The following is a 22,390-nucleotide window of genomic DNA, read 5'->3' on the forward strand; positions in this document are numbered from 1 at the left end:
TATTAGCTCACAGATAATTGATTAAGCATTCCATTGTCTGTTAATACATAGAGTTTTCTTCCAGTTACACTAGGAGAAATACTGATGCCTCCGGAAACTTTGGAACGGGCGATAATTTCACCTGTTTGTGCATCAATAAAATGTAAATAGCCGGTTTTATCCCCAACAACTAAATCCTTTTTTATCAGGGCTGGTTCAGTTAATCCTCTTGCCTTCAAACTTGTTTGTTTCCAATTAACCTGGCCATTGCGCTTATCAATAGACCATACAACATCATGGCTATCTGTGACATACAAATTGTTTCCAATTAAGATCATGTTTTTATAAACAGAACCGGGTTTTTTCCATATGAATTGACCATCAACCAAAGACAGAGCACCGATATATCCTTGATAACTTGCAAGATAAACTACATTATTTTCAACAATGGGATCAGCGTCGATATCGACTAGCCGTTCAACATCACTTGGACCTGAGGCATAAGCAATGCTTCGTTGCCACATGACGCGCCCTGTTTGTTGATCAAAAGCATCTAGCTTGCCATCAGAGAAACCGATTAATATCATATTTCCCATAGCAACAGGCGAGGAGCTCGCCTTAAGAATCAAGCTCGGTGAGCCATGTTCTGCCATCCATACCTGTTTACCATCTGCGGTGTTGAACGCATAAACTCTGCCATCAATTGTTTTGACAATTACTTTTTTACCCAAAATAGTTGGTGGAGATAAAATCTCTCCGGTAACTTTTTTTTGCCACAATTTTTTTCCATTGTTTTGATTTAATACAACCAATGAGGCATTATTAGTACCTACAGCAATATATCCACCAGCTACAGCAGGACCGCTAACCAAACCATGGTTGATTGCCGTCGACCATTTAATTTCACCGTTATGTTTATTAATTGCTTGCACTAAACCACTAGCATCCGCACTATAAATCACTCCCCTGCTAACTACAGGCTTTAACCTTAAATATTCTTTATTTTTAGAAGCTTTTCCTGCTGCTACAGACCAGTTTTGGTCTACTTTAATCTTGTCTTTAACCTGCTTGAGCTCTTTAGGTTTTGGTGTATTGTCTTTACCTAACATGTAATCATCAAGCTTTGAACATCCTTGAATCAAGGTGCAGAGAATTAATATAAATAATTTCATTTTCATGAAAATTGTACCTCAATTTTACTGTGCAAATAAATTGTTAATCTGTATGTGTTTGAAATGGTATGAAAAATTACGATAATGCCACTTTTCAATCCTTCAAACTCATGCAGACTCTACTTTTTTATTTCCGGAAATCATCGAATGCGATTTACTTGCAACCGCATTTGTTTTCATTTCTAAAAATAAATTACCCATTCCATTATTTTTTACTTCATCTAAGGCCATTTTATAAGAATTCAAGGCTTCCTGATATTGGCCAGTAGCGCCATAAATATCACCCTTCAATTCATTAATAATCGGCAAGTAGGTATTATCCTCAACGCTGCTCAGTTCTTTAAGCGCATTGGTATAGGATTTTTCTGCGGCATAAATCCGCGCAATACGAATTTTTGCAATTTGTTTTAAAGCCGGCATTTTGCTATTCGTAGCTACAGCTTGTAACTCCTCTGCAGCTTTATCGAGTTTATTTTTTGATACATAAATTTTTGCAAGGGTCATATGTGCTGCATCAGCATAAACTGTATTCTTATGCTCATGAGTTAATTCATTCGCATAGGATCTTACTGCTTTTATATTTTGGTTAGAAAGAGCAACCATCATTTGCTCGTAGGCAATGGAAGCCTGCTGGGTAAGTTTTTCCTGATGCCAATGCCAATATCGATATCCGGCAATGCCAAAGAGTATAAGCGACAACACTACGGTGACCAGGCTACCGTAATGCTTCCACCATTTTTTTATCGATTCTAATTGTTCCTCTTCAGTCATATACACTGACATAGCATTCTCCTGCACTTACTCTAAATAATCTTTCAAAACCTGATTAATTGTATTTTGATCTACTGAAATTTGTTCTGCTCCATTACGTAAATCTTTAATACTGATTTGCTGGGTTGCCAGCTCATCCTCACCTAAAATCAAAGCCAGGCGCGCGCCGCTTTTATCTGCTTTTTTAAACTGACTTTTAAAACTTCCACCCGCTGTATTAACGGAGACCTCAATTTGAGGATAAGCACTACGTATTATTTCAGAAATAATGAGACCTCTGACAACAGCTTCATCATTGACAGCGATAATATATAATGCGTTTTTATTCGTTTCATTCTTCAAAAGCCCTAAGGTTTCCATTAGTAAATATATTCTTTCAATACCTAATGCAAAACCTACTGCTGGTGTGGGATTACCCCCTAATTGATCTACTAATAAATCATATCGTCCACCTGCACAAACTGTAGCCTGGCTGCCTAATTTATCAGTGACCCATTCAAAGACTGTATGTCCGTAATAATCAAGACCTCTAACTAAAACAGGATTTACGACATAAGGTACGCTTAATGCATCCAGTCCTTCACAAAAAGTTTGGAAGTGTTCCCTGCTTTTCTCATCAAGAACATCGATTAATTTTGGTGCGTTAGCGACTAATTGCTGCATTTCGGGGTTTTTACTATCCAAAATCCGTAATGGATTGCGAGTTAATCTGCGTTTACTATCCTCATCCAATTGATGTTCATGATCAGTCAAATATTCGACCAGAATTTTTTTATAACGTTGACGTTCAGCCAGCTCACCCAATGTATTCACTTGCAACTGTACACAATTTGCAAATCCAAGTTGTTCCCAAAACTTTCGACAAATCGAAATGAGCTCTAACTCAACCATGGGACCAGACATTCCAAAAGCCTCTACACCCAGTTGGTTAAACTGGCGATATCTTCCCTTCTGCGGTCTCTCATGACGAAACATCGGTCCCAGATACCATAATTTTTGTTGTTGATTGTGTAAAAGACCGTGCTGGAGGCAAGCGCGAACACAACCTGCAGTTCCTTCTGGCCTTAAGGTGATACTGTCCCCATTCAAGTCATTGAAGGTATACATTTCCTTTTCGACTATGTCTGTTACTTCACCTATAGTCCGTTTAAATAATTGTGTACTCTCTACAAGTGGAAAACGTATTTCCTGATAACCATAACTGGACAATACACTCATAAAAACATGTTCTATAGAACGCCATAATGCCGTTGTTTCAGGCAAGACATCATTCATCCCTCTTATTGCTTGAATTCGCTCAGCCACCAATTTTCTCCAAAGGAGACATTTCCGGTTTAGGATTTAACAAGGATTGCATTTTTGAGATATCAGTAAGTTTTAACTCCGTAGTTTCCATAGTAGGTGTTTGATTGAATGATAAATCTGTAGGCGCGCTTTTTGCAGGAAACACTTGTTGGGTATCTCGGGTTTTTTGCCACCAGACACCTACAGCCACAATAACACCTAAAGCAAATAAAATGGTAAACCAGCGTATGATGTGTTCCGCTTTATGTGATTCACGTTTGCTTTGCTGCCATAGGAGGGCACGGTCAGTTTTTTTCTCAGTAACAAACTGCTCATTAAATATTGCTAAATAAGGTTCGGGGGAAGTACCTAATAATTTAGCATACGCACGCAAATATCCCTTAACAAAAACAGGTTCAGGTAACAAATGAAATTCATTACTTTCAATTAATTCAATAATACGCGCCCTTAAATGCAATTTATTGGCAACGTACTCTACTGTATATCCTTTTTGTTGGCGTATACTGGCAAGTTGCTCTCCTGGATTCCTATCTTGTTCTATTATATTTTCATCCAGCGTGGTTGTTGTATTCATTATTTACTCCACTATTATCGATATTGGAATTCAAATTATTGATGTTTTGTTCATATTCTGCAGCTATAGCATGCTGTCCGACTTTTTCAGATGCTTCTTTAGCCAAAGATAACAGCACTTTATCGTTTAGAACTAATTCAGGATGCTTTTGTACCATGGTAAATGCCTCTGTATCATTCCCGGCTTTCACTTCAAGTTTTAATAACTCATAAAACGAAACCTTGCGAGAGGGATCCTGATTTAACGCTTTTGCAAAATAAATTTTAGCTTTATCTTCATTTGGAACTGATAAGGCGCAAAGGCCTGCATTTTCATAGGCTCCTGCTGTATGCACATATTTTAGGTCGCTCACCGCTTTCAAAAAGTAAGATTCAGCTTTTTTGTAATCACCTTGCCTGCATAAAAAAGCCCCATAATTATTGAGCTGTGCACCTGCATTTCCTGATAATGAGAGAGCCTTTATATAATACTTCTCGGCCTGGTCCAACTCTTTGGTTTGCTCGAAGTAATATGCCATTGCTGAATTCACATCAGGTGATGTCGGTTCTTGTTCCAATGCAGTGATAAGCTTTTTTTTCGCTCTCGGTCTATCGCCTTGTTTTAAATAACCCAACCCTAGCTGAACATTATAGGATGCAGCCTTACTGAGATTTGGTTTTTTAAAATTTTGCTCTTCACTTTCTTTATCATGGGTGCATGCCTGCAATAGAAGACAAGTCATAATAAAAAAGAGATAAAACTTTTTAAACACAATATTCCACACTAAGGTTAGAAATGATTGGGCATTATAACCGCTTATAAATAAATTAAAAATGATTTGTCACAAATAATGGCTTTATTGTAGTGCAAAGCAGGTTCGGCATACCAATACAGGTTTCGGATACGCCGCATAACTTCCTTTACTGCTGTTATTCTGTTGCCTGCTTCTGACCGTCCATAGGAATAAAATGCAATTTTTTCCATCTTTGAGAGCGACTTGTTCTATCCATAACTTCGCCGGCCAATTGACCACAGGCAGCATCAATATCATCACCACGAGTTTTTCGAGTAATTGTATTAATACCATGGGCTATTAATTTATCTCTAAATGCATCAATTGCTTCCTGTGATGAACGTTCATAATGAGTCATTGGAAAAGGATTAAAAGGAATTAAATTCACTTTTGCTGGAATATTACGCAGCAATTTTATCAATTGATTTGCGTGTTCTGGTTGATCGTTAACCCCTTTTAGCATGACGTACTCAAAAGTTACTTTTCTACGGGGTTCGTTTTTAAAATAGGTTTTACACAGGGCCATTAGCTGCGACAGGGGATATTTTTTATTTATAGGAACAAGTTCATTCCTCAACTCATCATTGGGTGCATGCAAGGAAACAGCTAGTGCTACCGGGCTGACCTCTCTTAATCGCTGCAGCTCAGGCAATACTCCAGAAGTACTTAGAGTAACGCGGCGCTTGGAAAGACCATATGCAAAATCGTCCATCATGATGCTCATTGCCGATACTACATTATCAAAATTCAGCAACGGCTCTCCCATTCCCATCATCACCACATTGGTTACTCTTTTATCATGCACTCCCTCTTCAAGCGACAACTCACGTACAGCCAACCAAACCTGGCCAATAATTTCGGCAGTGGATAAATTTCGGTTAAAACCTTGTTTTGCAGTGGAGCAAAAGGAACAATTCAAGGCACATCCAACTTGTGAGGAGACACATAGAGTTCCACGGGTTGCTTCTGGGATGAATACGGTCTCAATACAATTCCCGCAATCCAGTTTTAAAAGCCATTTATGGGTTCCATCGCTGGATTTTTGGCAAGCGATTATTTCCGGTAATTTAATATGTGCGCGTTGCGCAAGCTTTTCTCTTAACTGCTTGCTTAAGTTAGTCATTTCGGTGAAATCAGATAAACCTGTCTGATGAATCCACTGGATTATCTGTTGGGCCCGGTAAGGTTTCTCACCCCAGCTGTCCAGTAATTCCCGCATTTGTTGGTAATTGTAATCCAGCAAATTTACTTTTTGTACAGTCATCTTAACTCCAGATTTAATGACAAAATACGCGAAATACGATTAAAACGAATTGAAAAAACTGGCGGCTATAAAAAAACCAAACCTAAAGCCTCTCGTAAGAAAACCTGAGATTCACTTTGCAGCACTCAGGTTTTCAAATTCGTGTCATTAAATATTAAAACGGTTCTTATCGCTCACAAATCTCGTGTGGCTCGAAGAAAAAGGCAATTTCACGAGCTGCATTTTCAAGGCTGTCAGAGCCATGCACCGCATTAGCATCTATACTGTCAGCAAAATCTGCACGGATAGTTCCAGCAGCAGCTTCTTTAGGATTGGTAGCTCCCATAATTTCACGGTTTTTCATAACCGCGTTTTCGCCTTCTAATACCTGAATCATTACTGGACCAGAAATCATGAACTCTACCAAGTCTTTGAAGAAAGGGCGAGCACGATGAATATCATAAAAGTTTTCTGCTTGTTCACGAGAAAGCTGCATCATTTTTGCAGCGATTATGTTAAGACCAGCACTCTCGAAACGAGAATATATTTGACCTATAACTGATTTAGCAACTGCGTCAGGCTTAATAATTGACAATGTTGTTTCTTTTGCCATCACGAACTCCATAGGGGTTTAGTTAAAGTGCGATATTATACACGAAACACAGACTATATGGCTAATATAAATTCATTTTTATATTATTCATGTTTGAAAAATAACAGATTTGACGTTCCTGCTTTTTTCTATCGCTTTATGTAACATTCTGGCCAATACTTTTGTCAAAATGGAGTGCTTCTCTATTAATGGCATCTTGCTCGGGATCAATTTTATACTCGGGTAAAGATTTCATTAACTCAATAACCCGAATAATCGTGTCATGAAATTGATTTCTATAAGAATTAGCTAACAGATTTACCTCATTTGCTTGCTGCACGTAGTCCATTATTTGCTCATCAAAATCCATGTCTATTTGTAATAGCTCAGACATTGCAGTTAACATTTTTCCTTTTAAATCTTCGCTAAGGGAAGCTTTAAGAACATCGTTCATTTTATCAATAAATAGAGTTTGATTCATTTGAACTTCAGTCATATTGCAATAGATCAGTGCATGATTGATTGCCTGCCGTATGTGACTCTTTTTATATGAAAAATTTGCTGCCTTAAATAATTTATTTATAGAGGAGAGTGATTTTTCGAATTCCGTGTTAAAAACCTGGGTCATCTTTATCAACACACTCTGGCTGGTAGCAATAAAATTGTCGTGTTGTCCTTGTGCCTTATGAAACTCCTCACCCAACTTAACCAGTTGTTGCCGTTCATTTTCTATTATTTCGCGTGTAGAGGCACCCTGAGCTTCTTCACCTTTTGCATTTTCACCTGACAATAAATAATCAATAAACAGCTTTTGAACATAAACATGATAATCGTTCGCTTGTTGTAAAACGATGCCATTAAGAACACTTTTTAAAGGAACCTGCAAGATCCGATGATAAAAACTGAAAGGGCTTTTAATTGCTGCTACCAATTCAGATTGTGCCAGATTAATTTTGTACCTACCTAAAATACGTTCCGCTGTTATTGCACCATAAGTTGAGAACCATTGGCTTAATTCAGTATCAATTTCTTGGCCGTTCATTTTTCATCCAATTTAATTTCATCAAAGTATATGATATAAGACAGTTTATTAAATAAGTATAGTGTAATCAGCAGATGTTAAAACGATTAGATATTGATTTACAATTATTAAATGATTTTCTTCAAGTAAAAACTCCTCAGGCGTGGCTGGATTATGCAGCGAATAATATTCCTTTGCTGTTAATCGACCATGCCCATTGTGAACGCAAGGCTGCAGCAACTGCTATCAACTTTATCAGCAAATATCCTGAAAAAAAGGAATTGGTTGAAGTCATGTCTCCCTTAGCCCGTGAAGAGTTGCTTCACTTTGAAAAAGTCTTGAATTTTATGACACAAAAAGGCATACCCTTCAGTCCCCTGCAACCTTCAGGCTATGCGACCCAGATGCATAAACAGGTTACAAGCCGGAATGTCCTCCAGCGTCTATGTGATCAGCTTATTATTGGTGCCATTATTGAAGCACGGTCTTGTGAACGTTTCCATGCAATTATCCCCTACCTTAACGATCCGGACTTGATAAAATTTTACACCACTTTGATTAAATCAGAAGCCCGACATTTTGAGGATTACCTGCGTCTTGCAAAATTATATGGCGGTGATATAGAACAGCGGTTGAAGTTGTTTTTATCACTGGAAAATAATTTTATTTTAGGTACTGATGCGGTATTTCGCTTCCATAGCGGAATACCGCAAGCCTAGTATTGATTAGGGAGGAGTAGGCGTGCTTTGTACTCGTTCATCATTTTGCTCCTGATATTTCAAAGTAGCATGATGTTCGAGGAACTTGGCAAAATTGGTAGGTTTATTTTTACCATTTAATTCATTGAATACGTCTTCATCCAATTTGGTACCGTTTGCATAATGGACATAGGTTTTTGCCTGAGTATCGTAGACATAATCATGTTCCTGCAGCCAGAGTGACACAAAAGTTTTAAATGCTTTATTAGCTTCATTCTCTTTGTTAAAAGGAATTCCATCTGCTCGCGTTAAATCGGCTACTTGAACTTTTCCATCCTTAAAAGAAACTTTATGTTCCAGGAGAGGAAGGTTAAAATCTCCATCCCCTTTAACTCTATTGAGTACTGCAGATTTTGCCGCTTCGTAGATAAATTCTTGTGGATGAAACAGACCTCTGACATAAGGTATAGGCCGGGTTGTATTTTTCATAAGATCCAGTGCCTCGCCACCAACCTGTTGGGACGATACATTAACTGCCTTATTAAGTTTTGTTAAAACATTCAACAAAGACATCATGTTGGAACGCCAGTCATTAATAGAGCTTTGTTCGGAAGTTATCATATGATCGGCGAGTTGTTGTACTTCTTCATGAAGAGTAGATTCTCCATCTTTCGTTTTAACTTTATGTTTGTTTCTCAGCTCATCCATGGTCTTGGCCCACTTTTGCCGTTGGATCATTTGGGCCGCTTCAAGATCTGCTTGTTGCTGTCTGTCTCTTTCATCTTTACGAAGTCTTTCCATTCCCTCTAAAGAACTTTTATTCGCTGCTTTTTTTTCTTTTTCAAATTCATCATTGCTCTGAGTCATAACCGATCACTCCAAAATCACAAATGGACAAAATAAAGCCCCTTTGTATGATGATAACACAATAGCTGGGGTTTGTCATCCCAATCACTGAGGACATAAGACGTTAATTTTTGGGTATTATTTTGATAAAAATATATTCCTGGTTTATGTGTATGACCATGAATTAATTGAGTCGTTTGATAACGTCCCATATGCTGAATCACTTCCTCAGCTACCACATCCATTTCCTCTGCGGTTTTACTTTGATTCATCTGACTGCGATAACGTACTTTCTTAACTAAACGCTCACGATATTTTACAGGTAAACTTAAAAATAAGGCAGAAAAGAGTTTGTTGCGGGTTATCAACCGAAATCGTTGATGTGCGATATCTTTAATACAATATCGATCACCATGCACTAGCAGGGTTTTTTCCTGACCCAATTGAATAATTGTGGGTTCTGATAAGGTAGTCCATCCCGCAAGCTTTGCAAAGTTTCTTCCCAACAGGAAATCACGGTTGCCATGCATATAAAACAATTTAATCCCTTGTTGTGTCAAGGAAAATAACTGATTAGCTATACCCTTGCTCCATTCATTTAGGGTGTCGTCCCCTGCCCAAGCGTGAAAAAAATCCCCAAGGATATAAATAGTTTTCACAGAACCTTCTGCCCATTTCAGAAATTCATTAAAACGTTCCTGAATAGCCTGCTCTTCCGGATGCAAATGAAGATCAGAAATAAAAACAGCTTCTATCATAAAGGCTCAATATGTATGTGTTCATCCATTAAATAAATTTGACAAGGTCCGTTATGCGGTTCAATAGCATCACTCAAGCGATAAAATCCTGCAATTGACACTAACTCAGCCTCAAGAGACTGACAAAAAATCCTTGCTTCCTTGTCCCCTGATATACCCGCTAAAGCTCGGCCCCTTAAAGCTCCATAGACATGAATACAACCATCTGCCAATAATTCAGCTCCATGGCTTACTGAAGAAGCAATCACCAGATCACCGCCTTTGGCTACAACTTGCTGCCCGGAACGCACGGGTGTGGTGATGAGTTTTGTTAATGGCTTTGTTGTTTCATAATGATTGTTTTCAATGGGTCGTTCGATAATCGGTTTATCCTGAGTGGATGAGGCATGGAGAACAGCCAGGCCGTGGCATTGAGCCAAAGTATTATGTACTGCACTTCCTCCCTGGATAGCAACAGGAATCATCCCATGAGCACGCGCCATCTGCAATAAAGATTGCAAATCAAATTCCAGTTGATGAACTGAAGACAAATCAAAAACAATGGGAGTATGCTCAAATAATTTCGGCGCTTTGGCAACTGTATCATCCAGTTGATGCAAAAAAATTTCGGGTTCTGTACTTAAAACATGGAGTACAGTAAACGTATAAAGACGCCCTTTTAATTTAAATGCTTGAGCTTGGGTTGTATTTTCACTCATGAGTATGATATCCATAACCAATATTTTTGTTTATACTAACATGTGAAAACCAATAACAGAAGGATATTTAAGGTGGATAAACGGTGGTTTGAACAATATCAGAAAGGAGTTCCGCATGAAATCGACTCAAGTCAATATTCTTCCCTCGTAGATTTATTTAAAGAATCCTGTAAACGTTATGCTAAAAAAACTTCTTACATCAATATGGGAAGTGGTATTACTTTTAATCAACTGGATGAAATGAGTCGGGATTTCGCTGCTTATCTTCAACAGCTGAAATTACCCAAAGGAACTCGGATAGCAATAATGCTCCCCAACGTTCTTCAATACCCAGTAGCCCTTTTTGGAATATTGCGTGCTGGCTATGTTGTTGTTAATACAAACCCTCTTTATACTACAGATGAGCTCGTGCATCAAATGAATGACTCTGGTGCGGAAGCAATTATAGTGCTGGCTAATTTTGCAAAAACCGTGGAAAAGAGTTTAAACTCCATCCCTACTTTGAAACATGTCATTGTCACTGAAATAGGCGACTTATTCTCTACCCCCAAACGCATTATTGTCAACGCAGTAATCAAGTACATAAAAAAAATGGTTCCTGCTTATAGCATTCCGCATGCAGTGTCTTTTAATTATGTTTTACTTGAGGGAAAACAGGCAACCTACCATCCAGTTGAATTAAATCACGATGATATCGCATTTTTGCAATATACCGGGGGTACGACAGGCGTAGCAAAAGGGGCTATATTAACCCATGGCAATATGGTCTCCAATGTTCTGCAGGCTGATGCCTGGATCAAACCTATAGGACTGAACGGCGACGAAGTCATCGTTACAGCAATCCCTCTCTACCACGTCTTTTCACTTACTGCTAATTGTTTGACTTATATGAAAGAAGGGGCCAAAAACGTACTCATCACCAATCCCCGAGACCTGGATCATTTTATCAAGGAAATCAAAAACGTTCGTTTTTCAGCTATAACTGGTGTTAATACTTTATTTAATGCTTTATTAAATCATCCTAAATTTAAAGAGGTTGATTTTAGCAGGCTGAAAATTTCTCTTGCCGGAGGGATGGCTTTGCAGAAGAGTGTGGCCCTTAAATGGCTTGAAGTGACCAAAACACCTGTATTAGAGGCTTATGGCTTAACTGAAACCAGCCCTGCTGCAATTATTAATCCAATGAATCTGGTGGAATATAATGGAAGTGTGGGATTGCCCCTTCCTTCTACGGATGTGTTAATTCTGGATGATGATGAGAATGAAGTACCTGTCGGAACAAGTGGTGAGGTATGCATCAAAGGACCACAAGTAACTCCGGGTTATTGGAAGCGTCCTGATGAAACTGCTTTGGTTTTTACTAAAAATGGTTATCTTAAAACCGGTGATATCGGTAAAATGGACGAAGAAGGCTTTATATATTTGGTCGACCGCAAAAAAGACATGCTGCTTGTTTCTGGATTCAATGTTTATCCCAATGAAGTAGAACAAGTAATCTCGATGCATCCGGGTGTATTGGAGGTGGGGGTAGTAGGAATTGTGGATAAGGAATCGGGTGAGCGTGTAAAAGCCTGTGTTGTGAAAAAAGATCCCAATCTTACTGCAGAACAAATTATCGCTTATTGCCGGGAACATTTGACAGCGTATAAGGTTCCCAAAGTAGTTGAATTCTATGACGAACTTCCCAAGACCAATGTGGGCAAAATACTTCGTCGTGCACTTAAAGAGTCCAGTGCATCCCCAAGTCTTCCGGAGAAAAAACCAGCTGTAGCCATAAATTGAGGCCATTTCACTTGATAACCTGGACTAGCGCAGCATAATCCAGGTTATCAATTTAGGTTTCAGTTGCCAACAAGTACCTTTATTTCGCCAATTGTCTCATGATCCGGGCTGTAGCACCCCATACCCAATCTTTATTTGCAGTAAATTCACAAGTGGAATATCGGCGCCCCTCGCGTTCGATGACAAAATCTTTATAGTTTTGCGGATCTCGTACCAAAGGCATGGAGATGGATATAAGGCGCACCACTTCCTGTTGATTTAACTCATAGGGATGAATAGACTCAATGCTTGCAAACCAAGGATGAATGATATTTCCCAAGAGCGTTTTTTGAATGTTTAACTCTCTAATCAGGGTGATGCGTTCAGGACCAACACCCAATTCCTCCTGTAACTCCCGAAGCGCTGTAACGTAGTAATTCTCATCCCCTTCCTCCCATGCCCCCCCTGGAAAACAAATTTCACCGGGGTGGGAACGCAATTGATCACTGCGTTTGGTCAAAATGAGGGAATCCGATGAGCGCTCATAAAGAACAACTACTGCGGAATGAGCAACTTTTTTATTTTTAAATTCATTTAATTCCATTTATAACTGCTGCTATTTTAAGAAAACATTCACGATATTCATCTTCACAGTTCGAGTCAATAACTATTCCTCCACCAGCAGCTAAGTGCAGGATATTCTTTTTCGCAGTAATGGTACGAATAGCAATATTTGTATCAAACCGCCCATGGCGTGAAAAGTAGCCTATAGACCCGCAATAAATTCCTCGTGCAAAAGATTCCTGCTCATGAATAATACGCATTGACTCAATTTTTGGTGCGCCTGTAATTGACCCTCCTGGAAAGCAGGATAAAAAAATTTCAAAAGGTAAAACTGACTGCAAACATTGTGCTTCAATCGTGCTTACCAAATGATGAACGGAATTATAACTTTGCACCTCACACAAACGGTTCACATGCACTGAACCCGGTTGAGCAATCTTGCCTAAATCATTTCTTAATAAATCAACAATCATGACATTCTCAGCACGGTTTTTTTCACAAGCAGCTAATCTATTCTTTAATTGTTCATCTTCGAAGGGATTATTGGAGCGCCCGCTTGTTCCCTTAATAGGAGATGCGATTAATTTACCGGCTTCATGAAATAGAAAACGTTCCGGGGAAAAACTTAATATATCGGCCGCTTTTGTTCGCAAAAAGCCTGCAAAAGGAACAGGGTTTTTCTTGCAAATTTTTTCATAAAATGCCCAGCTATCCCCTTGATAAGGAGCATGAAAAGGTTGGGTTAAATTGACTTGATAACTTCTTCCTTCTTTTAAAAATTCATACACTGAGGAAAACGCCTCGACATAGTCCTGTTTGCTTATTAAAGGGAAAAAGTCAGTTTTTAGTTCTGCCTCATATGATTTTAAAGAAATGCTATTCCACAATTCAAGCACTTCCTCAATAATCACAGGTGTTGATTGCATGGTGTTTGCAGCAAGAAGGGTCACGGATTTTTGATGGTGGTCTACAATAATTGCCCAATCATATAAACCCAGATCTACCAAAGGCATATCTTCTAATGTTGGCTGCATCCTGCTCTCAATCCCAAACAATTTAGCACCGAAATCATAAGAAATATATCCGATAGCTCCACCTTGGAACGGAAGATAAGTTACAGACGACGTCGGACTTAAGATTTGATTTATTTTTTTTATTACAGAAGAAAAATCAGAAACATTATGCTCGACTTGAATCAATTCATAGGGATAGGCACTAAGAATATCATAACGTCCGTGAGAACGATCCGTACTTTCTAGAAGTACAAACCCCGGTAAATGATGCAGTTTTCTATAATACTCATGTAATGAATCAGGGTATTCCAACGAACGTAAAACAAATTGACTCAAAATACACCTCTTTTATGATAAAACATTTTTCCAACAAGTTGAGTAATTTTCCCATGATCAAAATTGGTAACTTAAAAATTATAAACGTACTAAAGTCAAAACAAACCCTTTTGTGTGCCCGTTAGTCCTGAGTCGACTTGCGCGGCCCAAGGCTGCGGCTGCTTCTGTTCAAAGCTCTAGAAACTATGAGTCCTTGGCTATCAGAATTCAACACTAATTCTCTGGTTTTTGAATTAATTTGTGAGTATGCTATGCAAACGCTTTATTGACAAGGAGCCTTATATGTCAACAGTTGCTCAATTTGATATTACATATACTCAATTTTTAAATGAACATGGAAAACTGGTCGGCCAACTTCCTGCTTTTGCCAAAGATCATTCCGCGCTGAAAGAACTCTATAAAATTATGGTTCTTACTCGCACCTTTGATAAAAAAGCTATTGCCTTACAAAGAACAGGTAAAATGGGAACTTATGCTCCGATCAATGGGCAAGAAGCAATTTCAGCAGCAATAGGCCATGCAATGCGCCCGGAAGACGTTTTGATACCCTATTACCGTGACTATGCCGCTCAATTTCAACGCGGCGTGAAAATGTCGGAAATTTTAGCCTTCTGGGGTGGCGATGAGCGTGGCAGTCAATATTCTTGTAATTCCCAAGATTTACCCATATGTGTGCCTATAGCCTCTCAATGTCTGCATGCAACAGGGGTTGCTTTTGCTTTCCAATATAGAAAGGAACAACGTGTAGCTGTAGTTTGTCTTGGTGAAGGTGGAACTTCCGAAGGTGACTTCTATGAAGCAATGAATGTTGCCGGTACTTGGAATTTACCTGTGGTATTCGTTGTGAATAATAATCAATGGGCTATTTCTGTTCCTAGAAACCAGCAAACCGGAGCTAAAACAATTGCGCAGAAAGCAATAGCTGCAGGTTTCGAAGGGATACAAGTAGACGGTAACGACATTTTGGCCACAAGGCAACTGATTGGCGATGCTATTGAAAAAGCACGACGTGGGGAAGGACCTACTTTGATTGAAGCTTTATCTTACCGCTTGTCCGATCATACAACAGCTGATGATGCGACTCGCTATCAACCATGCAAAGAAGTTGAAAATGCAAAACCCAAAGAACCCATATCACGATTTAAAGAATTTCTCATGGAACAAAAAATTTGGAATGCACAAGATGAAGAGAATCTGGTAATCCACTGTTCGGAAGAAGTTGAGAACGCAGTTAATGAATATCTGAGTATGAAAATCCAGCCTGTCAGCAGTATTTTTGATTATCATTATGCCGAATTACCCGAGTATTTAGTGGAACAACGTGCAATAGCTATGGAGGAAGCAACTAATGCCTGATATCACTTTAATTGAGGCTGTCACTCAGGCTTTGGCTTATGAGTTAGCTCATGATGAAAATGTAGTGGTTTTTGGAGAGGATGTCGGGAAAAACGGAGGCGTATTCCGGGCCACAGCTGGATTACAAGAGCGTTTTGGGGAAAACAGAGTTTTTGATACTCCCCTGGCAGAATCGATGATTGCAGGATTAGCAATTGGCATGTCCATACAGGGACTAAAACCAGTCGCAGAATTCCAATTTATGGGATTTATTTATCCAGCCATGAACCAAATTATTTCACATGCTGCGCGCATGCGAAACAGAACACGTGGACGACTGCATTGCCCTCTCGTTTTCCGTGCCCCCTTTGGTGGAGGAATCCGCGCTCCAGAACATCATTCAGAGAGCACTGAAGCACTGTTTGCCCATATACCCGGATTACAGGTTGTAATCCCTTCCTCACCAAAACGGGCTTATGGATTGCTTTTAGCTGCATTACGTAATCCTGATCCAGTAATTTTTCTCGAGCCAAAAAGAATTTATCGTTTAGTTAAGCAACCTGTAGAAGATAATGGTGAAGCCCTGCCTATTGGTAAATGTTTTACTTTGCAACAAGGAGAGGACGTTACTTTAGTAAGCTGGGGAGCCAGTATTCATGAAACCCAACAGGCAGCCAAGCAATTAGGCAACGAAGGAATTTCTTGTGAGGTAATTGATGTTGCAACCATCAAACCCTTGGATATAGAAACAATTCTTGCCTCCGTAGAAAAAACTGGACGTTGCGTTATCGTCCATGAAGGGGCAAAAACCTGTGGCGTTGGCGCCGAAATTTCGGCACTGATTATGGAACATTCTATGGCTGATTTAATGGCTCCAGTCCACCGAGTAACTGGATATGATACGGTAATGCCTTATTTCCAATTAGAAAAACAATACATCCCCAGTGTTGCACGTATTAAAAACAGCGTAATGAGCATAATGGAGTAATAATGAATATATTCAATCTACCTGATTTGGGTGAAGGCCTACCCGATGCTGAAATTCATGAATGGTTTGTTAAGGAAGGTGATACTGTTATCGCAGATCAACCCTTGGTATCTATGGAAACTGCAAAAGCTGTAGTAGATGTACCCTGCCCTCAATCTGGAATTATTAGTAAATTATATGGGAAACCTGGTGATGTCATTAAAACAGGAGAACCTTTGGTAGCTTTTGAATCAACAAGCGCCAAGCCAGCGGACAAAGGTACTGTAGTTGGAAATCTGGAAGAAAGTAGTGAAATCTCCGAAGATAATTTTACTGTTGGCGTTCAACACACTAATAAAAACCGTGTCCGAGCGACTCCGGCAGTAAAAATGCTTGCTAAAAAACTGGGCATTGATTTATCTACGGTTAAAGGCACTGGGGAATTTGGTGTTATTACCCGCGATGACGTACAGGCACAAGCCGATAAAAATTCTGAAGTCCCCCCAGGTTTTGAGCCTCTTCGGGGAGTAAGACGTGCAATGCTCAATAGTATGGTTCAATCCCATACTGAAGTTGTGCCTGTAAGTATTTTTGATGAAGCAGATATCAGTGCCTGGAAAACAGGAACTGATATTACCGTTCGTTTAATCCGTGCGATAACTTATGCCGCTAAAAAAGAACCGGCATTAAATGCATGGTTCGATACCAAACACAGCGCTCGTCAATGCTTTGAGCAAGTTCATCTTGGTTTAGCCATGGACAATGAAGAGGGTTTATTTGTACCTGTGATTCATGATGCAGCAAAACTTTCTGATGCTGATCTGCGAAATATGATCAATGAATTTAAAAAATCAGTAAGCAATCGAGAGATAACTGCTGATAAATTGAAGGGGGCGACAATTACCCTTTCCAATTTTGGAAAATTTGCGGGACGTTTTGCAAGTCCTATTATTGTTCCGCCAATGGTTGCTATCCTGGCAGTGGGTCGACTCTATCAAGGTGCTGTAGTTACTGCCGAAGGCGACATCAAAGCGCATAATATGCTTCCATTATCACTTAGTTTCGATCACAGAGCAGTTACTGGAGGTGAAGCAACCCGTTTCCTGGGTGCTGTAATGGAATCTCTGCAAAAAGAATAAAATATTTTCAAGGCGATAAAGTAAAAAAAGCCCCCATTGTCGGGGGCTTTTCCTTTTAGGAGAGATCATTCTTTAACTTGTTGCAATGCAAAGAGAAGAATGATAATACACACTATTGTTGTTGCATTTTTTGTTGTACTTTATCTTTCATTTTTTCAGCCACTTTCATTTTACATTGTTGTAATTGCTCTGGACTGAAGTTGGTATTGGGCAATTTTTTATTACCCATAGCTACGGGTAAAACACAGTCTTTGATGAGCCCTTTGCCTGCTTTTTCCCCACCTTTATAGTACCCATTTTGCATACAGGAAAGTGCAATAGCTTTACAGGGGCCGGCCCAGCTATACAATGCAGCACTCATTAACAAACTAAAAACTCCAATCTTGGCAAATAATTTATTCATATTAATAATTCCTTTTTTATCGATAATTAAACGTCTCTTTACCAATTGCTTCTAAAATATAGCACAGTATTGATACTTTATTTTGCCAAGTAAATCAGTTAAAGAATAACAACACGCCGCACTTTTTGTTGGTGCTAAGCAGATAATGAATAAATATCATATTCGCAATTTATCTTTGTGCAATTTTATTTATCAATGCAGCAAGCCTGCATCCCGCATAAGTCACTTGCTTTTGTACTAAAAGCTGGGCGTTTTCCTGATATTTAGCTCCAGGAGTTTCATTGGGATTGAGTTGATATACATTTTTTATAGCCAGCTTATATGACATTTTCGCCCATTTGGCAGCTCTTGTTTGTTTATTAATTAAGGAGCAAGGCAATTTATGTTCCAATTGCCGGGCAGTATTTTTTACCCGTTCTTCATCATAGTGACCAAGAAAAAAACCAGCCCCATTATCCCAATATTGATGCAAATTAGTTCCCACTGGATTAGGGCCCAGATAGAATAAATTGCCGCCTAAATCTCCTTTGGGGTGCTGGGCGCTGACTCGGGTTATGGCATGTAAAGGTTGGTGAATATCACCGGTAATATGGATCAACATACGAAGGGCCAGCTTTTTATCTGCTGGGGTGGTTTTTTTTGAATAAAGTACTGCCGCCGCTTTTTTTATTGTATTCACCGCATTGGTACTTTCAACAGGAAATATGTGAGTGCCGTCACTGGAAAATGGAATATCGATATAGTGCATCACATCATACCAATAAACTTCCCGCCATCTAATATCATCCATCCAGGTTGAAGCACTAACAAAACTTGAATTTGGCGTAGGGTGTGCTCGGGAACGGAGGTATTTATAGCACATTTCCCTTGCTTTGGGTGTTAAATTGTCATAAGCGATTTGGGCCACTACCTTGTGGCCTGCTGCATTCCAAGCATAACTATTTAACGTAGCTAAACAAAAAATAAGTCCATATATAATTCGTGACATAATTAACCCAAATAGGGAGACCATGCAGGTTCTTGTACATCTCCTTCCCGTGCAGGCAGTCTCATTCTTATTCTACCGTCAAGAGAAACGATACCCAATACACCTTTATCTTGATTGTGAGTTGCATAAAGAATCAAACGTCCATTTGGCGCAACAGATGGAGACTCATCACGACCGGAAAAAGTCAAGCTAACAACAGGTCCACCAGCGGCACTTTGAAGCCCTATGTTAAATTGCTTGTCATCGCGATGCAACATGACAATATTTTTCATATCTGGGGTATAGGAAGCACGTGCGTTATAATTACCTTCGAATGTTAGACGGCTTACTTGGCCGTTAGCTAAAGACAAACGATATATTTGCGGTGAGCCGCCTCTTCCTGAGGTAAATAGTATGCTTTTACCGTCTGGAGCGTAACGCGGCTCTGTATCAATAGCATCACCAAAGGTTAATTGCTTCATGTTACCTGTACTGATATCGATGCTGTAAATTTTAGGAGTTCCACTTTTAGATAATACAACCGCCAATTCCCTACCGTCAGGTGACCAAGCTGGTGCACCATTAATTCCGGGGAAGCTGGTGATTAAACGTCTTTGACCGGTTTCAACTGAAACAGTAAATATTTGCGCTCTTTTTTTCTCAAAAGAAACGTAGGAAATAGTTTTGCCATCTGGCGCCCAAGCTGGGGACATAATGGGCTCGGAGGAAATCAGTAAACTTTGTGGATTGTGGCCGTCAGCATCAGCGACTTCCAATGAGTAACGGCTATTGTTTACAGTTCTTTGAACGGAAATATAAGCAATACGTGTCGAGAATATCCCCTTCTCGCCAGTCAATTTTTGATAAACCTCATCACTTATATGATGGGCAAGTGGTCTCACTTGATTAGCACTAATTTGATAAGTTTTAGTCAATAAAGTTGCCCCGTTAGCAACAGCGTCGGTCAACGTAAAACTTACTTCATAATGATTTCCTGCATGGGTGACGCGGCCAGTTACAACACTGTCTGCGCCTAATTGCTTTAACGTATTCACAGAGGACTGGGAGTTAGCACCTTGTGGACCGGAAACAATTCGAAATTGTCCTGACAGATTTAAATCATTTTCAATGACTTGTCCAATTTCCTGAGCAGTACTGTCGGCACCAAAAGAATTAATTGCTATTGGTAAAGCCGAATTGATCCCTTGGGTTAATTCCAAATCTAGAGCAAAAGTTTGTTGCGTCAAAAATAATAAAAACAGTGTAATAATTCGATTAATCACGAGTTTTATCCCCTCACTTGTTCTGGTCGAACGGTTAAACTTATATCACGAAACAGATTAAATGTTTCAGGATCAGCAGGTACAGGTAGCGGAGAGGCCTTATAAATCGCTGTTTGAGCGGATCGGTCAAGTAAGGGATCGCCGCTGCTGCGTGTTAAGGTAACTTGTAATACCATACCATCAGGAGCAAGGCGTATTCTGAACTGACTTGATAAACTGCTGTCAACATTTTCAGGCAATATCCAGTTTCTTCCTATCGCATTTACAATAAGAGCCTTATACTTGTCGACTTCACCCGCCATACGCGCTTGCCTTTCCGCATTTTGAGCCGCTTGAGCTTGTTTTGCAGCCGCCTCAGCCGCTTCTTGTTTTTTTCTATCCATTTCAGCTTTTTTTGCTAACTCAGTTTTTTCCTTTTCAGCCTGGACTTTCTCTGCCAGTTTCTTCTTGTTTAAATCTGCGAGCTTTTTAGCTTCCAATTGTTGCTGTTTTACTAATTCATCCTTTTGTTTTTTAAGTTCCTCAATCCGCTTGGCCTCCAAAGCCTTTTGCTCAGCCAGTTGCTTTAATCGTTTTTTTTCCTCTTCTGCCTGTTTTTTCCGTGCAATCGCAATCTTGTTAGCCTCTTCTTTGAGACGCGCAAGTTGTTGCTGCTCCTTTATTCTTTGCTGGCGTGCTGCTTCTGCCTGGCGTTTAAGTTCATTTTGGCGGTTGATTTCTGCCCGTTTTTGCTGTTCACGTTCTTGCTTTAAACGATTCACGGTTTCCATAACTTCTTTATTATCCACACTAACGGCTTTCACTACTTCCGGTTGTGGCGTCACCGCAATGGGTTGCTCAACCCCGGGGGTATTCTTAGTTTCCGGGGTTAATACAGGACGTTGGCTTGAATTATCTGTAAGCAACATCACAATCAAAAAAAGATGTAGTCCAATGGCAGCAAAAAACGCCTTTCGATAACTGGGATTACTTATCATGCTTGGCCCTCTGATGTTTCTTGCTCTGAATCGGTCAATAATCCTACTTGTTCGGCACCTGCCTGCTTGAGTAACGCCATCGCCTGGACAACTTTCCCATAGGCAACTCCCTGATCTCCCTTAACCAATACATTAAGTTTTTGAGCCGATTGTTTTGCTAATTCCAATTCCGCAGCGACTCGAACAACTAAAGCCTGGGATTCTATGGGTTCAGCAGGATTACTGCTGATATTAAGGAAATAAGTGCCTTGCTGATTTACTGAAACAATAATGGGCTCTCTATCTGTAGGGGCCAAGGTTTGACTTGCAGCTTTTGGCAAATCAACCGTTACTCCCTGGCTCAGCATCGGTGCTGTAATCATAAAAATGACAAGCAAAACCAACATCACATCAATATAAGGAACAACATTAATTTCTGATATAGGACGCTCGCGTTTCGTTTTTGGTCTGATCATTTCAAATCCTATCCTCTTACAGTATCATTGCTTTGTTGTTCTATAAGCGATATTAATTCTTCCTGAAATAAATCAAAACGGTTTAATAAATCATTAGCACGGGTTGTATACCGGTTGTATGCAATAACCGCTGGTATCGCAGTAAATAACCCCAAAGCCGTAGCCACTAATGCCTCGGAAATACCAGGGGCCACCATGGCGATAGTTGCTTGTTGGGCATGACCTAAAGCCTGGAAGGATGTCATTATACCCCAAACTGTACCAAATAGTCCTACATAAGGAGCAATAGAACCAACCGAGGCAAAAAACGGTAAATGCTTCTCCAGCTTTTCGGCTTCTTTTGCATGAGTAATTTGCATTACCCGCTGAATTGGCTCAATGACTACACTTCCTTGTTTTCTAGCCCGTACAAATTCTTTAAAACCAGCATGAAAAATAGCTGCCATACCTTGGCGTTCATCTGAATTACTATCAATATCCGCATAAAGCCGGTTTAAATCCCCACTATCCCAAAATCTTCGGTTGAAAGCATCAGTAAGCTGTTTTTTGCGATTGAAAAACCAGGCGCGCTGAAATATCAATGTCCAAGAAGTTATGGATGCGGCTGTCAGTAATAACATTACCGATTTAACCACCAATCCTGCTTGCATAAAGTACATTAATACATTTGCTTGATTACCCATCTATATTATCTCCAGTACCAAGATCTTATTTTTGTATCGTGGCTTTGAATGTAAGGTACTTGACCCAAAGCTACGATA

General features: G+C 39.6%; 24 protein-coding genes. 5 read left to right on the forward strand and 19 right to left on the reverse strand.

Annotated features, from left to right (window positions below; genetic code table 11):
• Positions 1 to 2 precede the first annotated feature (2 nt).
• The 8 genes from bamB to KYQ_RS05150 all read right to left on the reverse strand — a co-directional run bounded on the left by bamB (position 3) and on the right by KYQ_RS05150 (position 7,450).
• Entirely contained in the window at positions 3 to 1,157 is a 1,155-nt protein-coding gene (gene bamB, locus KYQ_RS05115) for an outer membrane protein assembly factor BamB (protein WP_010653638.1), read from the reverse strand.
• Positions 1,158 to 1,259: 102 nt separating this feature from the next.
• Complete coding sequence (locus tag KYQ_RS05120; RefSeq protein ID WP_010653637.1) at positions 1,260 to 1,934, reverse strand: YfgM family protein; 675 nt, start codon at positions 1,932 to 1,934, stop codon at positions 1,260 to 1,262.
• A 15-nt stretch (positions 1,935 to 1,949) separates the two neighbouring features.
• On the reverse strand, positions 1,950 to 3,230 hold the full coding sequence (gene hisS / locus KYQ_RS05125; RefSeq protein ID WP_172461313.1) for a histidine--tRNA ligase: 1,281 nt from the start codon (positions 3,228 to 3,230) through the stop codon (positions 1,950 to 1,952).
• Positions 3,220 to 3,801: a helix-turn-helix domain-containing protein gene (locus tag KYQ_RS05130; protein ID WP_010653635.1), complete on the reverse strand. Its 582-nt coding sequence runs from the start codon at positions 3,799 to 3,801 to the stop codon at positions 3,220 to 3,222. Before KYQ_RS05130 ends, hisS begins: the two co-directional genes overlap by 11 nt.
• Positions 3,776 to 4,522 (reverse strand): type IV pilus biogenesis/stability protein PilW, encoded by a 747-nt coding sequence (gene pilW / locus KYQ_RS05135; RefSeq protein WP_172461324.1) that lies wholly within the window; start codon positions 4,520 to 4,522, stop codon positions 3,776 to 3,778. The genes KYQ_RS05130 and pilW overlap by 26 nt, the downstream gene beginning before the upstream one ends.
• Before the next feature lie 187 nt (positions 4,523 to 4,709).
• Positions 4,710 to 5,837 carry a dual-specificity RNA methyltransferase RlmN gene (gene rlmN, locus KYQ_RS05140; protein ID WP_010653633.1) on the reverse strand — a complete coding sequence of 376 codons (1,128 nt, stop codon included), beginning with the start codon at positions 5,835 to 5,837 and terminating at the stop codon, positions 4,710 to 4,712.
• Positions 5,838 to 6,003: 166 nt separating this feature from the next.
• On the reverse strand, positions 6,004 to 6,429 hold the full coding sequence (gene ndk / locus KYQ_RS05145) for a nucleoside-diphosphate kinase (protein ID WP_010653632.1): 426 nt from the start codon (positions 6,427 to 6,429) through the stop codon (positions 6,004 to 6,006).
• 136 nt (positions 6,430 to 6,565) lie between these two features.
• Complete coding sequence (locus KYQ_RS05150; RefSeq protein WP_010653631.1) at positions 6,566 to 7,450, reverse strand: hypothetical protein; 885 nt, start codon at positions 7,448 to 7,450, stop codon at positions 6,566 to 6,568.
• A 74-nt stretch (positions 7,451 to 7,524) separates the two neighbouring features.
• Here KYQ_RS05150 and KYQ_RS05155 point away from each other — a divergent pair, with 74 nt between their 5' ends.
• Positions 7,525 to 8,148 carry a MiaE family protein gene (locus KYQ_RS05155; RefSeq protein ID WP_010653630.1) on the forward strand — a complete coding sequence of 208 codons (624 nt, stop codon included), beginning with the start codon at positions 7,525 to 7,527 and terminating at the stop codon, positions 8,146 to 8,148.
• A 6-nt stretch (positions 8,149 to 8,154) separates the two neighbouring features.
• Here the strand turns inward: KYQ_RS05155 and KYQ_RS05160 are convergent, their stop codons facing one another.
• Genes KYQ_RS05160 through minC form a run of 3 tightly spaced genes read right to left on the reverse strand, consistent with a single transcriptional unit; the run spans position 8,155 to position 10,429 of the window.
• Positions 8,155 to 8,994 carry a hypothetical protein gene (locus KYQ_RS05160; RefSeq protein WP_010653629.1) on the reverse strand — a complete coding sequence of 280 codons (840 nt, stop codon included), beginning with the start codon at positions 8,992 to 8,994 and terminating at the stop codon, positions 8,155 to 8,157.
• Between the two features lie 17 nt (positions 8,995 to 9,011).
• On the reverse strand, positions 9,012 to 9,731 hold the full coding sequence (locus KYQ_RS05165) for a UDP-2,3-diacylglucosamine diphosphatase (protein WP_010653628.1): 720 nt from the start codon (positions 9,729 to 9,731) through the stop codon (positions 9,012 to 9,014).
• Entirely contained in the window at positions 9,728 to 10,429 is a 702-nt protein-coding gene (gene minC, locus KYQ_RS05170; RefSeq protein ID WP_010653627.1) for a septum site-determining protein MinC, read from the reverse strand. The genes KYQ_RS05165 and minC overlap by 4 nt, the downstream gene beginning before the upstream one ends.
• 72 nt (positions 10,430 to 10,501) lie before the next feature.
• Here minC and KYQ_RS05175 point away from each other — a divergent pair, with 72 nt between their 5' ends.
• Entirely contained in the window at positions 10,502 to 12,211 is a 1,710-nt protein-coding gene (locus KYQ_RS05175) for an AMP-binding protein (RefSeq protein ID WP_010653626.1), read from the forward strand.
• Between the two features lie 79 nt (positions 12,212 to 12,290).
• Here KYQ_RS05175 and KYQ_RS05180 read toward each other — a convergent pair whose 3' ends face one another.
• Complete coding sequence (locus tag KYQ_RS05180) at positions 12,291 to 12,794, reverse strand: NUDIX hydrolase (protein WP_010653625.1); 504 nt, start codon at positions 12,792 to 12,794, stop codon at positions 12,291 to 12,293.
• Positions 12,781 to 14,103, reverse strand: coding sequence for an aminodeoxychorismate synthase component I (gene pabB, locus KYQ_RS05185; protein ID WP_010653624.1), 1,323 nt, complete (start codon positions 14,101 to 14,103; stop codon positions 12,781 to 12,783). The genes KYQ_RS05180 and pabB overlap by 14 nt, the downstream gene beginning before the upstream one ends.
• Positions 14,104 to 14,385: 282 nt before the next feature.
• Between pabB and pdhA the strand changes: the two genes are divergently transcribed.
• Genes pdhA through KYQ_RS05200 form a run of 3 tightly spaced genes read left to right on the forward strand, consistent with a single transcriptional unit; the run spans position 14,386 to position 17,544 of the window.
• Complete coding sequence (pdhA, locus tag KYQ_RS05190) at positions 14,386 to 15,459, forward strand: pyruvate dehydrogenase (acetyl-transferring) E1 component subunit alpha (RefSeq protein WP_010653623.1); 1,074 nt, start codon at positions 14,386 to 14,388, stop codon at positions 15,457 to 15,459.
• Positions 15,452 to 16,426, forward strand: coding sequence for an alpha-ketoacid dehydrogenase subunit beta (locus KYQ_RS05195; protein WP_010653622.1), 975 nt, complete (start codon positions 15,452 to 15,454; stop codon positions 16,424 to 16,426). Before pdhA ends, KYQ_RS05195 begins: the two co-directional genes overlap by 8 nt.
• A 2-nt stretch (positions 16,427 to 16,428) precedes the next feature.
• Positions 16,429 to 17,544, forward strand: coding sequence for a dihydrolipoamide acetyltransferase family protein (locus KYQ_RS05200; protein ID WP_010653621.1), 1,116 nt, complete (start codon positions 16,429 to 16,431; stop codon positions 17,542 to 17,544).
• Between the two features lie 112 nt (positions 17,545 to 17,656).
• On the opposite strand, the gene KYQ_RS05205 is transcribed toward KYQ_RS05200, so the two are convergent.
• From KYQ_RS05205 to tolQ, 6 genes are all read right to left on the reverse strand, one after another.
• A complete protein-coding gene (locus KYQ_RS05205; protein ID WP_010653620.1) occupies positions 17,657 to 17,947 on the reverse strand; it encodes a hypothetical protein in 291 nt (96 codons plus the stop codon).
• Positions 17,948 to 18,116: 169 nt separating this feature from the next.
• Positions 18,117 to 18,935, reverse strand: coding sequence for a S1/P1 nuclease (locus KYQ_RS05210; RefSeq protein ID WP_172461312.1), 819 nt, complete (start codon positions 18,933 to 18,935; stop codon positions 18,117 to 18,119).
• A 2-nt stretch (positions 18,936 to 18,937) separates the two neighbouring features.
• Complete coding sequence (gene tolB / locus KYQ_RS05215; protein ID WP_010653618.1) at positions 18,938 to 20,197, reverse strand: Tol-Pal system beta propeller repeat protein TolB; 1,260 nt, start codon at positions 20,195 to 20,197, stop codon at positions 18,938 to 18,940.
• A gap of 5 nt (positions 20,198 to 20,202) precedes the next feature.
• Positions 20,203 to 21,174: a cell envelope integrity protein TolA gene (tolA, locus tag KYQ_RS05220; RefSeq protein WP_010653617.1), complete on the reverse strand. Its 972-nt coding sequence runs from the start codon at positions 21,172 to 21,174 to the stop codon at positions 20,203 to 20,205.
• Positions 21,171 to 21,629, reverse strand: a complete 459-nt coding sequence (tolR, locus tag KYQ_RS05225) for a protein TolR (protein WP_010653616.1) — start codon at positions 21,627 to 21,629, stop codon at positions 21,171 to 21,173. The genes tolA and tolR overlap by 4 nt, the downstream gene beginning before the upstream one ends.
• A gap of 8 nt (positions 21,630 to 21,637) precedes the next feature.
• Positions 21,638 to 22,312: a protein TolQ gene (gene tolQ, locus KYQ_RS05230; RefSeq protein ID WP_019349710.1), complete on the reverse strand. Its 675-nt coding sequence runs from the start codon at positions 22,310 to 22,312 to the stop codon at positions 21,638 to 21,640.
• Positions 22,313 to 22,390: the final 78 nt, after the last annotated feature.

The sequence above is a fragment of the Fluoribacter dumoffii NY 23 genome, assembly GCF_000236165.1.
Taxonomy (GTDB): Bacteria; Pseudomonadota; Gammaproteobacteria; order Legionellales; family Legionellaceae; genus Legionella; species Legionella dumoffii.